This is a genomic window from Treponema sp. Marseille-Q4523 (assembly GCF_016901105.1).
Taxonomy (GTDB): Bacteria; Spirochaetota; Spirochaetia; order Treponematales; family Treponemataceae; genus Treponema_D.
The window spans coordinates 1-12565 of record NZ_JAFEVM010000030.1 but is presented as its reverse complement, the minus strand read 5'-3'; the positions used below and the strand labels follow the sequence as shown (position 1 = coordinate 12565).

Annotated in this window: 15 protein-coding genes, 1 tRNA gene and 1 pseudogene; 2 read left to right on the top strand and 15 right to left on the bottom strand. The window is 50.5% G+C overall.

Features of this window, described 5'->3' with window-relative positions:
• Window positions 1-2 precede the first annotated feature (2 nt).
• From tilS to ispE, 5 genes are all read right to left on the bottom strand, one after another.
• Window positions 3-1514 carry a tRNA lysidine(34) synthetase TilS gene (gene tilS / locus JSQ97_RS09785; protein WP_205075887.1) on the bottom strand — a complete coding sequence of 504 codons (1512 nt, stop codon included), beginning with the start codon at window positions 1512-1514 and terminating at the stop codon, window positions 3-5.
• A 68-nt stretch (window positions 1515-1582) separates the two neighbouring features.
• Window positions 1583-2137 carry a 50S ribosomal protein L25 gene (locus JSQ97_RS09780; protein WP_021329190.1) on the bottom strand — a complete coding sequence of 185 codons (555 nt, stop codon included), beginning with the start codon at window positions 2135-2137 and terminating at the stop codon, window positions 1583-1585.
• Between the two features lie 68 nt (window positions 2138-2205).
• Window positions 2206-2278: transfer RNA gene (locus JSQ97_RS09775), tRNA-Gln, on the bottom strand.
• Between the two features lie 13 nt (window positions 2279-2291).
• A complete protein-coding gene (gene spoVG, locus JSQ97_RS09770) occupies window positions 2292-2603 on the bottom strand; it encodes a septation regulator SpoVG (RefSeq protein ID WP_205075886.1) in 312 nt (103 codons plus the stop codon).
• Between the two features lie 26 nt (window positions 2604-2629).
• Window positions 2630-3505, bottom strand: a complete 876-nt coding sequence (ispE, locus tag JSQ97_RS09765; protein ID WP_205075885.1) for a 4-(cytidine 5'-diphospho)-2-C-methyl-D-erythritol kinase — start codon at window positions 3503-3505, stop codon at window positions 2630-2632.
• 374 nt (window positions 3506-3879) lie between these two features.
• Here ispE and JSQ97_RS09760 point away from each other — a divergent pair, with 374 nt between their 5' ends.
• Window positions 3880-4155, top strand: coding sequence for a hypothetical protein (locus JSQ97_RS09760; protein ID WP_205075884.1), 276 nt, complete (start codon window positions 3880-3882; stop codon window positions 4153-4155).
• Between the two features lie 260 nt (window positions 4156-4415).
• Here JSQ97_RS09760 and rsfS read toward each other — a convergent pair whose 3' ends face one another.
• The 9 genes from rsfS to JSQ97_RS09715 all read right to left on the bottom strand — a co-directional run bounded on the left by rsfS (window position 4416) and on the right by JSQ97_RS09715 (window position 11405).
• On the bottom strand, window positions 4416-4769 hold the full coding sequence (gene rsfS, locus JSQ97_RS09755; RefSeq protein ID WP_205075883.1) for a ribosome silencing factor: 354 nt from the start codon (window positions 4767-4769) through the stop codon (window positions 4416-4418).
• A gap of 15 nt (window positions 4770-4784) precedes the next feature.
• Entirely contained in the window at window positions 4785-6011 is a 1227-nt protein-coding gene (locus JSQ97_RS09750) for an LCP family protein (RefSeq protein WP_205075882.1), read from the bottom strand.
• 25 nt (window positions 6012-6036) lie between these two features.
• Window positions 6037-6627 (bottom strand): bis(5'-nucleosyl)-tetraphosphatase (symmetrical) YqeK, encoded by a 591-nt coding sequence (gene yqeK, locus JSQ97_RS09745; protein WP_205075881.1) that lies wholly within the window; start codon window positions 6625-6627, stop codon window positions 6037-6039.
• Window positions 6608-7270 carry a nicotinate (nicotinamide) nucleotide adenylyltransferase gene (gene nadD / locus JSQ97_RS09740; protein WP_205075880.1) on the bottom strand — a complete coding sequence of 221 codons (663 nt, stop codon included), beginning with the start codon at window positions 7268-7270 and terminating at the stop codon, window positions 6608-6610. Before nadD ends, yqeK begins: the two co-directional genes overlap by 20 nt.
• A complete protein-coding gene (obgE, locus tag JSQ97_RS09735) occupies window positions 7267-8397 on the bottom strand; it encodes a GTPase ObgE (protein WP_205075879.1) in 1131 nt (376 codons plus the stop codon). Before obgE ends, nadD begins: the two co-directional genes overlap by 4 nt.
• Before the next feature lie 399 nt (window positions 8398-8796).
• On the bottom strand, window positions 8797-9054 hold the full coding sequence (gene rpmA / locus JSQ97_RS09730) for a 50S ribosomal protein L27 (protein WP_180485238.1): 258 nt from the start codon (window positions 9052-9054) through the stop codon (window positions 8797-8799).
• Window positions 9055-9066: 12 nt separating this feature from the next.
• A complete protein-coding gene (locus tag JSQ97_RS09725; RefSeq protein ID WP_205075878.1) occupies window positions 9067-9405 on the bottom strand; it encodes a ribosomal-processing cysteine protease Prp in 339 nt (112 codons plus the stop codon).
• Window positions 9405-9719 (bottom strand): 50S ribosomal protein L21, encoded by a 315-nt coding sequence (gene rplU / locus JSQ97_RS09720; RefSeq protein WP_205075877.1) that lies wholly within the window; start codon window positions 9717-9719, stop codon window positions 9405-9407. The genes JSQ97_RS09725 and rplU overlap by 1 nt, the downstream gene beginning before the upstream one ends.
• A gap of 207 nt (window positions 9720-9926) precedes the next feature.
• On the bottom strand, window positions 9927-11405 hold the full coding sequence (locus JSQ97_RS09715; RefSeq protein ID WP_239447078.1) for a Do family serine endopeptidase: 1479 nt from the start codon (window positions 11403-11405) through the stop codon (window positions 9927-9929).
• A 264-nt stretch (window positions 11406-11669) separates the two neighbouring features.
• Here JSQ97_RS09715 and JSQ97_RS09710 point away from each other — a divergent pair.
• Window positions 11670-11765, top strand: a pseudogene (locus JSQ97_RS09710) (IS200/IS605 family transposase); the annotation flags it as partial.
• Window positions 11766-11964: 199 nt separating this feature from the next.
• Here the strand turns inward: JSQ97_RS09710 and JSQ97_RS09705 are convergent.
• Entirely contained in the window at window positions 11965-12321 is a 357-nt protein-coding gene (locus tag JSQ97_RS09705) for a helix-turn-helix transcriptional regulator (RefSeq protein WP_205075876.1), read from the bottom strand.
• Window positions 12322-12565: the final 244 nt, after the last annotated feature.

Genomic DNA, 12565 nt, shown 5'->3' with positions numbered 1-12565 from the left:
GTTCAAACCTCGATATCGTTTACGATCCAATCGTGCATACCAAATACGCTTCCCCATATACACACGATCTTTTGTTCGGCAGTTGCAAGTTCCTGCACGATCGGGATGCGCTCTCTGTCGCAAGGAAAAACTTTCCAATCCGAGAGGATATCGGATACGGATTTTTCACCGCCCGAAGCCGTTGCAACAGCGTCGCCTGCTTGTCTGCTCCGTATGCAAAACGGAAGCGAAATGCACAGCACGGAGGATTTTCCCGCTTGCCCTTTGCAAAAAACAGCCGTTTTTTTAACCCCGCAAGCATCGTCTTTTTGCACGACGCAGAGCAAACCGAAAGGCATTTCATAAGCGCCCGTTTTCCGTATTATAGCAGAAAATCCCGTGTCGGTCGCGTCCTTTTGCGCTTTTTTTACGGAAATCGATCCGCGCTCTATTTCAACGAAAAGACCCGCCGCCTCTTCCGAAAAAACGCCGGAAGAGGCGGCTGCGTTACAGATGCGCTCGACAAAGCGATACGGCACGCGCACTTCGATTCCGATTTTATTAAAAGCGCGGTATAAAAGCCGCCTTTGAATCGCACGGGGCGCGGAAGAAAAAACCGAAAGCGGCATACGCATACCGTCTCCGTTTTCGCTCCACGGAAAAGCATCGGCGAGCGCGGTAAGCGCTTCGTCGTCGTCTCGCGCTTTTTTCGCTCCGGTTAAAACGGCGCTTTTCCATCCGGGAATAAGGGCGTCGAGAACGGGAACGAGACGACATCTGATTTTATTTCTGAAATACGACGTATCGCCGTTCGTGCCGTCGACACGCCACGGAATACGCTGCAACGTTAAAAACCGTTCGATCTCCCGCCGCGAAATGCCGAGCAGGGGGCGAATAAACATACCGCGCGTTTTTTTTATGCCGCCCGCTCCGTCCGCGCCTCCCCCTTCGAAAAAACGCATGAGGAGGGTTTCAAGCTGATCGTCTTCGGTGTGCGCAAGCGCGATAAAGGCGGTTTTTTTTTCTCGCGCGAATTCTTCGAACGCTTTATAGCGAAGATGGCGCGCGGCTTCTTCCAAACCCTTCCTGCGCTTTTCCGCTTCACCGAACACTTCACCCGGCAAAAAAGTTTTGCACGTACAGTCGACGGAAAAGCCTTCCTTCAAAAAATCGGCACACAGCGACTGTACGTAGAGCGCGTCCCCTTCGCTTTCTTTTTCGTCTCTGATATTGTGATTTACCGTAATGACGTGAAGCGCGATATTTTTTTCGCGCGCGATGCGGGCAAGAGAAACGAACATAGCGACCGAATCCGCTCCGCCCGATACCGCAGCTCCGAGCGAAATCGGAGCGTTTTGAGATGATGCGGCATCGAATGCGCCCCCTGCCCTCGACGTGCCCGCTTCATGCAAAACCGCCTGAGCTTCAGGCGATGCGCCGCCCGACGCACAGCCCGTACACGAGCGCAAAGAGACGCGCACCCGCTCTATAAAATCGTCGATAAAATCATCGTCCGAAGCAATATCGCTTTTCATGCGCTTCGTATTTTAAAACAAAAACGGCCGCCCCGCAAGAGACAGCCGCATGCTTTTTCGCCGCGCGCTCAGCGGGCGGGAGTGATGCTCACGAGAGATGCGTTTTCGTCGGTCAGAACGGTCACGCCTTCGTTCAATTTCAAATCTTTTACGCGGAACGTGTCGCCGATGTTGAGAGAAGATACGTCGGCCGTAACCGTCTGCGGCATCTTGTGCGGCACCGCCTGTACGGTGATTTCCGGCAAATGCTTGAGCATATAGCCGCCCTTCAAAACGCCCGCAGGAGTTCCCGTATACGAAAGCTTGAATTTTGCGATAAGCTTTTCATCCGCATCGGGTTCAAAAAAATCGGCATGAAGCACTCTATCCTTGAGGATGGCGTATTCCGTATCTTTGATAAAAGCGTCGTGCGCTTCCTGTCCGTCTATTTTCAACGAGATGAGCGTCGTCGGCGTAATCGAACGCCACACTTTATTGAACTCAACTTCATCGATTTCGAGCATCGTCGACTTGCCTTTCGCATCGTACATGACCGCAGGAAGGCGGCCTTGAGCACGCAATTTTTTCGCCGCGGTTTTCCCCGTCGTCGTGCGAACTTTCGCATTGATAACCAACTGATCCATATCCTAGGACTCCTTACATTAAAAAAACAGCAGAAGCTTTTCGGAATCCGCTGTTTTTCCGATATTCGCTGGGACGACAGGATTCGAACCTGTGGAATACCGGCACCAAAAGCCGGGGGCTTACCGCTTGCCGACGTCCCAATTAAAAACCGTGTTACACGCTGCCGTCTACGGAAGAGAACGGAGCGTCGTCGCCGGAGCCCGCTTCTTCAACATGGCCGGCGTTGTATTCGTCCAGAACCTTTTTCTGGAGCTCAGCCCTGAAATCGGGACTGATGGGATGCGCAACGTCTTTATATTCGCCGCTTGCAGTTTTCCTGCTCGGCATGGCGATAAACAAGCCGTTTTTCCCTTCGATGATCTTCACATTATGCACAACAAAGCAGTTATCAAAAGTGACCGTCACATAGGCGCGTAATTTCCCCTCGCCTTCCACTTTCCGAATGCGCAATTCCGTAATCTGCATACGTTCCTCCGCTCATTCAAACGATCTTATGTGCTCTGAAAAGGACGCACCGCAATACATCCTTTCCAGCTTGAAGCCAGCACAGAGCGGGCATTTTCCGCTTCCTCTTCGGAAGAAAAAATCCCGTAAACCGTAGAACCGGATCCGGACATTTCGGCATACGAAGCACCGACCCGACGAAGGTCGTCCAGCGCAAAGCCGATTTCCGGAAACCGACTTACTAATGACGGAGTAAAACTGTTTACAAAACTCCAGCCTGAAACCGGAGTTGTGTACACAGTCTCTAAATCCGCATAAGCCGGGCATGGCGCTATCTTTCCCGCCGCAAAGCTCTCGTCGAGAAGCGCGTAGGCTTCCTTTGTAGAGCTGTGCACACCGGGAAAAACAAGCAGTATACACAGATCGCTTCTGGCGCTGATCGGTTTTACGATTTCGCCGCGACCCGTTACGACTGCACATCCCTCCGCACCGCACAATAAAAAAAAGAACACATCGCTGCCGATCCGAGAAGCTATCGCTTCGAGCTGCCGAACGGAAAGCGTTATGTCGTTTAACGCTTCGAATGCCCGTATGCAAGCCGCCGCATCGGATGAGCCGCCTCCCAGTCCGCCTCCGGACGGGATTCGTTTTTTCAGATCAACCCGTACACCGAAATCATCGATCCCGGTAACGGAACGGAACGCAGTATATGACAACGAAATCGTATTGTCGCTCGGAAGTTCCATACCTTCACAATCGACGACACAGCCGTTTTTTTCCGATGCGCGCACGACCAAAGTGTCGAAAAGCGTCACCGTTTGAAAAATGCTTTCGATCCTATGAAATCCGTTTACGCATCCGGGCAAAACATGCAAACCGATGTTGATCTTTGCCGGAGCGGTTACACAGACTTCCGTTCTCATATATCCAACCAATTATACAGATTTTAATCCGGTATGTCAAACTCTATTGACACGATCGCGCAGGTCATTTACAGTGAGTAAGGTTTGAGAGCAGTCAGCAATACAAGCCTCACAGGAGTACGATAAAAAGCGCCGTCTGAAATATCGCCGTCGCTTTTTATCTCGAGTTTGCACGGATGTTTGCAGAAGATGTGTATACGTACCGTTTCGATAAAAATCGTATGCATACGATACACTGTATTTTGCAAACTCGACTATTGAACACGTGCGCCGCTCGAAACGTCGGAGCAGAGCTCCCAGTTGCGAGGTACGCGCACGACTAAAAACTTTTTCGGATGTTGAAACATCCTGCAAAAGTTTTTATGGGAGTTAGTATGTCCGCCGAAGAATTCTTTTCGTATGACGACGAATACGATGACGACGATTTTGATGCCGAGGACGATTTCGGCAGCGACGACGGAGACGAAGAGCTCGACGAATTCGACGAAGACGCCGATTTTTTCGAAGACGATCCTCTTGAAGAAGAAGACGACATAGACGAACCCTATGACGATTACGAAGAAGAAGACGGGTACGGCACCGTACGCGACGACGACGAATATCTGTCGGACGAAGACGACTTCGACGATATCGACGACGACTCCTATTGATATCGCCATTTAAAAACCGATCGGCACGATTTCATTTTTTGAAAATTTCAGACAGACTCGGCTTTCAATTCCGATTTTATTAATTATTATTTTTTATTTCAGGGCGACTTTTTGCGGCAAACCGCAAAAACCGGGCTTTCCGAGGTTCCGCCGTCCGGCTCCATTCCTTCGGAACGGCTCCGCCGCCTCTCCAATCCCTGTCGCACGCAAAGCCTTTTTCCGCTCTGCATTTCCTCCGAAACTCGCAGCACTACCGTGCGTTAATCGTTAAATTCCACACGGCGGCCCGAATGCCACAGCTTTTCCAAATCGTAAAACCTTCTCGCTTCGCTCGACATCAAGTGTACGACGATATCTCCGAAATCCGTCAGCTGCCAGTCGTCGCCGTCGCTCTGTTTTCTGCGCGTGCGGTAAAGTTCGAGTTCGTTTTCCTTCGCATAATCGCACGCCTGTTTATATAAACCTTCTTTGTGCGTCGAACTCGTAACCGTGACGATGATAAAATAATCCGTCCAGCTGTTCAGCTCCGAAACATCGATAAGCGCGACGTCTTTTCCTTTGCCGTCTTCCATAAGCCGCGCGAGTTCTTTCGCTTTTTCTTCCGTCGTTTTCATAACTGCAATCCTATATCAATTCGCGGACGGGCGCACATAGCGGCCGTCAAAATCTTTTCCCAAAATAATCGTAAAGTCGACGCTTGCGACCGATTCGTTCGCAGTGTCGCTCCTGACTTCCTCTTCCTGAATATTCGTGCAGCGGATAAAATCGCCGACCATTTTCGCTATTTCCCTGTTACCGATGTGATCGATGATCACCGTCTTTTCGTAATCGTTTCTGTCGGCATTCAGCGTACTTAAAATATCGTAGCTCGCATTTTGAAACAAAATCGCCGTATTGTGCGCAAGCCCCTGTACCGTTGTGCCGTTTTGAATTTCAAGCACATAGATGCGGCTCGTCATCGTATTGCCGGTAGAGATGAGCATGTTCGTGGACTGAGCGACGGCCTGTTTGATAAACTCGCCGCCGTTGAGCGGAAAAAGGAGCTGCTTACCGTCGACGGTACTCACCCTTCCCGTCACGTTTTGCTTGATGATGTATTCCGTATTCATCTCCGCAAGCAGCGACATGTGCGTCGCAAAATCTTTCGCATCGAGATTCGACGAAAAGAGCGGCAAAAATTTATTAATATTTTTTTTGGCGAGTATCATAGCTTTATTTTCGCCGAGCTGCGTAAAATAAGCGATCATGATGTTTTGATAGCGCTCGTATACGTCGGCATCCGTTTCTTCGTTCAAACGGTAGCGAATGTACGTCGAAACTTTATCGCCGTCAAGCGTTACCGCCCCTGACGGCAAAAGCCAGCGCTCACCGTCGGCGGAAAGAGAGTCGACCGGTGCGGAAATGAAAACGCGCAGACCGCCAACCATATCGGTCAGCCTGATAAAATCGTCGAGCTTTACGATCGAATAAAAAGGTATCGACGTTCCGAGCAGGTTTTCGATTTGCCGGAGATAGGCGGCGATCCCCTTTTCACGATAGATGACCGCGATGCCGTCGGTGCGTCCCTGCGTGCCTTCGACGCCTTCGAGTACGCGGTAGATGCCGCCGACATTGTACGGGATATTGACGACGGCCGCTTTTTTCGAAACCGGATAATAGATGACGACTTCCGTCATAAGCGCATTTCCGTCACCGTCGTCGAGCACGTACAGCGTACGGATCACTTGATCGTTTTCAAGGCTTTTGCCGACAGTGTCGGTACGGAGCGACATCGCGATAAAAATCGAAACGCCCGCGATGATGGCAAATATGAGGATCAAAAACAGTATGCCTTTTTGTTCGTCACGGATATGCATATTATCCCAAGAACTCCTTAATAATCTAACGGCGATTCAACGACCGCAAAAGTTTTTCCGATTCGGGCGCGACGGCGCATCCCTTTTTTTTCAAATACGCAATCCCGTCGACGAGCACTTTTTTTACGAGTTCGTCAAGCGAAAGACTTTCGAGAGAAGCCGAATACGCTTTTGTCATCTGCGGACGGCCGGGTTCGATTTTATCCGCAACGTAGACGACTTTCGAAAGAGAGCACATACCCTCTTCTCCGAACGTGTGAACCGCGACCGCCTGCAGTATGTCTTTATCGGTTACACCGAAATCGCGGCGGAGCATAACAGCTGCCGCGCGTCCGTGGAGCAGCGAAGGCTTTTGCGCTTCAAGAGGCGTAATCGCTTTTCCGTCCTCACGGGCGAGTGCCGCGATCTTTTCGTCGCTCATGTCTTTGCACATATCATGCGCGATGGCCGCAAGATAGCCGCGCGAAGCGTCCAATCCGTATTTTTTGCAAAGCCGGGAAGCGGTTTCGGCGACGCGCAGCGAATGCTCATAGCGCTCTTTTGTTAAAACCGCTTTCGCATAGTTTTTGACGCGTTCGGTGAGCGCGGAGCTGCAATCAGAATCTTCCGTATCCATAAAGCCGTTTCCGTATAATATATCGAAAAACGCTTTCGGGAACAAGGTAACGCCAGCTTTTTCCCGAACCGATGCGGGAGCGGATTTCGGTCGAAGAAAGCGTAAGCCGAGGATTGTCGAGAAGTCTGTGCGGAAACGGAAAAGACAGGGACTCCTCTACTCCGTCAAATCCGCCGGTATAATTTCCCGAGGGCGTATTTTGAAAGGCTTTGATCGCTTCTCCGTTTTCTCCGTCCCGCCTCCGCGCAATGAAGATATCGGACAAGGATGCGACGTCTGATGCGCGGTACCACTTTTCGAACTCGCGCGCGTTTTCTTCTCCGATGATGAGCGCGGGCTTTCCTTCGATCGAATCGCCGAATTTTTTAATAATATACTCAAGTGTATCGAAAGTGTACGAAACCCCGCCTCGCTCGATTTCGCACGCTTCGGCGGCAAAGTGCGGAGAATCTTTGCAAAACGAGCGCACCATACCGAGCCTGTCTTTCGCAGAAGCCGCATCCGTAAAACGTTTGTGCGGCGGGATATATGTCGGAACGAGGAGCACTTTGTCGAAACCGAGCTCTTTTACTGCAATTTCGGCAAGCATGGCGTGTCCTATGTGCAGCGGATTGAAGGCACCGCCGAGCAAAGCGATTTTCATGAACGCTCCGTCCCCGGATACTGCGTTTCCATACTTTCATCGACCGACCGCGTCGAAAGAAACGACGACGCTTCATTTCCGCGAAGAATCTCTCCGTCCTGCCCCTCAGTCCCTACGCCCGAAGCGGCATCGACCATATCGATGATCCCGATCTTTGCGCTCCGCATATTCATATTCGCGGTAACCGAAATCGCGATAACGGGAGTTTCCTTTTCCGCTTCGCGAATCGATTTAATAATTTTTTGCGCGCGCTCGGCAGCTCCTTCCACGTCGATTTTATTGCACAGCACCATCTTCGGCTTTGCAGCGAGCTCGGGCGAATACGAAGCGAGTTCTTTTTTCAGCGCAGCGTAAGCGGTCATACAGCTTTCGTCGGAACAGTCGATCATATAGATGAGGCAGGCCGTGCGCGAAATATGTTTTAAAAATTTAAATCCGAGCCCTGCGCCTTCGGACGCGCCTTCGATGATCCCCGGTATATCGGCAATGATGATATCGCGCTCTCCGTCGACGCGGAGCACTCCCAAGTTGGGGATTTTCGTCGTAAACGGATACGGTGCGATTTTCGGACGCGCGTTCGTAAACTCATTTAAAAGCGACGACTTGCCGGCGTTCGGAAAACCGACCAATCCCGCATCGGCTATGATCGAAAGCTCAAGGCGAAGCTTCCTCACTTCTCCGGGAGTGCCCGGATGCGCGTAACGCGGCGCCTGATTCGTCGACGACTTAAAATGGACATTGCCCCAGCCGCCCTTACCGCCGCTCAAAAAAACGAAGCGCTCGTTTTCATCTTCGTCGGTAAAATCGTGGATGAGTTCGTCCGTTTCGGCATCCCGTATCGTCGTACCGGGCGGAACGGCGATGACGACATCTTCTCCGTCTTTGCCGTATTTGTTCCAGCCCGAACCGTCGCCGCCGTTTTTCGCTTTAAAGACGACTTGATTGCGGAGTTTTGCGAGCGTACGCATATTGCGCTTGACGCAAAACACAACATCTCCTCCCTTGCCGCCGTCTCCTCCGTTCGGCCCCCCTCGCGGAATGTATTTTTCTCTGCGAAACGCGATGCAGCCGTTTCCGCCTTTTCCCGAGCGGACTTCGATCACCGCTTCATCTGCAAACTGTGCCATACTGTTCTCTTGTTTATATCCGGGCAACTGCACTGGAAAACTATAATCTCTAAAAAATAAGGTGTAACATAAAAAATCGGCTGCACTCCCGGCAGCAGCCTGCCGTTTACGCGGGGAACTTCGCGCTCCGCGCTCGTTGCAAGTGCCGCGGCAGACCGTAATCGGAATCGGACTGCACAAACTTTTTTCGCAAAAAGTTTGCTTGCTATCGGTCTGAGCGGCTCGGCGGCAGTTCCGCTGCCTCGCGTTCCGCCTTTTCTTATGTAAGTATACGCTTCTTTTCTGTGTATACATTTCCAGTGCAGTTGCCCTGCTATTTTCATTTAAAATTACCCTAAACGAAAATACCCGGCGCAGGCTGTGCTGAACCGGGTATCGTCATAGTGTCAAACAAAATTTTTACGCGTTTGCCGGAGCAACGGAAATATATTTTCTGTTCATCCGTTCGTGGTAGACGACTTTGCCGTCCGCCGTCGCATACAGGCTGTCGTCGCCCGCGCGTTTTACATTGCTGCCCGGAAAAAATTTCGTTCCGCGCTGTTTGACAAGTATGGAACCGGCCGTAACCGCTTCTCCGCCGTATCGCTTTACGCCTAAATTTTTAGGATTGGAATCGCGTCCGTTTTTGGCGCCGCTGCCGCCTCTCGATCTTCCCATAGTATACCTCGTTTAATCAGTTTGTATCTTCAATTCTACGTTGAGCGGATATTCCCGCACAAGGGAAGCGAGTCCCGCTTCCAAAAATCGCCCGGCATATACGAGCGCCGCCCGTGATTCCGCCGGCGCGCTTTCCGCGCTCACATCGAAATCCAAGCTCCCCCGCTCCGAAGCGTCCGCTCGGACAAAGACGCCTTCCGTTTCGGAAAGCGCCTGCATCGTCGTACGCAGTAAAACCGTAACGGCGCTGCAGACGATGTCGCTTCCCCTCTCGGCAAAACGCGCGTGTCCCAGCGCCCTGCACGATACGAGCGCTCCGTCTTTGCCGCAGGTGAGCAGCACGGAAATCATTACGCGCCGATAATCTCCGTTACGGTAACTTTCGTATACGCCTGTCGGTGCCCGATAAGCCTGTGGTAATCCTTTTTCGCTTTGTATTTGAACACAAGCACTTTTTTGTCACGGAAAGTTTCCCCGACTTCGATTTTCACTTTAGCGCCCGCAACATAGGGAGCGCCGACGCTGATTTTGTCGCCGTCGCTTACGAGCAAAACGGAATCGAGTTCGACGGTCGCGCCTTTTTCTTCGCTCAATTTATCGACCGTTAAAACGGCACCCTTTTCCGCTTTATACTGTTTGCCCTTATATTCGATAAGTGCGTACATGGCAACACTCCTGATTATTAAAATAATACGCATAAAACGGCGGTACACTAAACGGGGATCATGCAAAACCGTTTTAGACTATGCGTATCGATTATTGTATCGGAAAATACGGGAATTAGTCAATATGTCGATAAATGTCCGACAGGCGCATACCCCAGAAAAACGTCCCGTCCTCCCCGCCCGAAAGGCGGAGAGAAAAAGGCGGCATTAAAACTTATACGTTCCCGTCGTAATCGTGCCTCCGTTCGAATACACGTCGAAGTTTACGCTGCGCTTGGCTTTGCCGAGTTCGGCGTAAAAGTCTTCGATCGAACTTATCGATTTGCCGTTAACGGCGGTGATCACGTCTCCGTTTTGCAGACGAAGGGAAGCCGCAGGCGATTTTTCGAGTACGCTCGTAACGGCAACTCCCTGTATTCTCGCGTTGTCGAGTTTCAGTTCTTTGCGCGTTTTTTCGGTGAGCGGAACCGCAATAAAGCCGGGCCAGAGTTTGCTGTTGTCGCCCGATACGTTTTCGCTCCGCGCTTCGATTTTTACCGAAAGCTTTACCGTCTGCTTGCCGCGAAGCACTTCGAAAGTCACCGTAGAACCGGCTTTTAAGCTGCCGACATCGCGTACAAGCTGATTGACGCTTTTGACGCTCTTTCCGTTCAGCGAAACGATATAATCGCCGGGCTGAATGCCGCCCTTTTGCGCGGGCGAATCGCGGAAAATCTGCGAAGCGAAGGCGCCTTCTTTGTCCGCGACACCGAGCGCGCTTTTATATTCCGAAGAGATGTCGACGAGCGAAACGCCGAGCCAGCCGTATGCCAATTTACCGTTCGAGATAAAGTCGTCGATCGCGCTTTTGATATTGTTGATCGGGATCGCAAAGCCGAGTCCCTGAGAGCCGCCGGATTGAGAAGCGATCCACGTATTGATACCGATCACTTCTCCGTAAATATTGATAAGCGGGCCGCCGGAGTTTCCCTGATTGATCGCGGCATCGGTTTGAATAAAATCGCTGATGTTGCCGATGTCGCTGCCGCTTCTGCCGGTCGCGCTGATGATGCCCTGCGTCACCGACTGATTGTAGCCCAGAGGCGCTCCCATCGCAAAGCAGAGATCGCCCGTGTGCACCGCATCCGAATCTCCGAGAGACGCGACGGGAATCGATTTATCGCTCGATTCGAACGAAACGAGAGCGACGTCCATGCGGGAATCGGCTCCGACGAGTTTGCCGTCGAACTGCCGTCCGTCGTTGAGCTTTACGGAAATCTTCGTCGCCTCGCCGGCAACGTGATTGTTCGTAAGGACGTAGAGCGTATTTCCCGTACGCCGCACGATGACGCCAGATCCGAGTCCCTGCTGTTCATACTGCCTCTCTCTTCCGCCGCCCTGATTCGGCATGCCGAAAAAAAAGAACGGCAGATCTCCGAGCGGATTCGACTGCACCGTCTTCGTTTCAGTCACATCGATTTCCACGACCGAAGGAAGCAGCGTATCACTGATCGAGCGGAACGCATCCTGCATCGCTTGAATCATCTTTAAAGAATCGGCGGGTATCGGAGACGTCGTTCTCGTTTCCGCAAAAGCCGTGTCCGCGCTTCCGTTTACCGGCGTCTTTCTGCACGAAAGCGAAATCGCGCCGAATGCCAAAACTGCGGCGCACGAAATGCCGATTATCCTCTTTGTCCATGTTTTCATAATCGAAACCTCCGGAGCGATACTGCACGCAATTGTCGCAGTCCGCTCTTTTATTGATATGAATGCCGAAAGCATTTTATTATGAGACACTTTCATCTCGACATCCATACTATTAAAATAATACATATCAAAGGACAAGTGTTACAAAAAAGCGCGGCGATTTTAATAAAATTCTGTTAGTTTGGAAAATTGTCAGGAGAATTGCATCGTTTGGCAGGACATAATGGAGAACGGCAAAGGTACTTTATCGGGCAGCATATGAGGGCACGAGGGTATTTTGTTTCGACGGTAGGACTTGATGAAGAAGTCATACGGAAGTATATCCGTGAACAGGAGAAAAACGATCTTCGACAAGAAAAATCTACCTTCAAACCATGCCATTTACACATAATTTATGACCGGGTCAGCCCGGCGTGTACCACGTACCGAGCAGTCGTGCCGCATAAATCGACTTCAGCGTCATCACTGCCGGAAGCACTGTTGCTGCAGCCGGCAAACAGACTGAGCGCTGCAATAAGCATCATCCGATCATCATCTTTTTCATATCGTTTCTCCTTGTTTATAAAAAATTTTGATACTTCGTACCGAATATTTCACCGAGTTTCCGAGCCATACGCGGACTTATCGTTCTATGCCCTGTTTCCATTCCGGAAACGTGTTGTGCAGGGATCCCCAATTTTTTTGCCAAAGCCGCTTGCGTCAAATTATCGCGATAGCGAAACAGCTTCAATGTCTTTTGTGGTGTTCGATCCTTTACAATATTTTTATACCAGTCGGTTTCCGTTATTTCCACATATGCTTCGTCATCATCTTCTTCAACCGTAGCATGAGGATAACGTTTTTTAACAAACGTGAGTAAGTCTTGCGGTATATCACCTTCAATTTTTATAGGGGGCGTTTTCACGACTACCTGCATAATATACCTCCAGTTCGATTCCTTTTATCGTTTCCTTTTTTGTATTATCCTGTACATCTATCTGCCTTATACATTATAACCATATATTGGTTTGTTTGTCAAGTTTTTGGAACTCGCCTCAACTACTTGTTATACAAAGATTTTAATTCTTCCCCGTTTATTTCAATAGTTTTGTTCTCAAATAGAAAATTATTTTTATCAAGCGTATCTATGTGGACGGCAATACATCAGATTTGTCCATAAA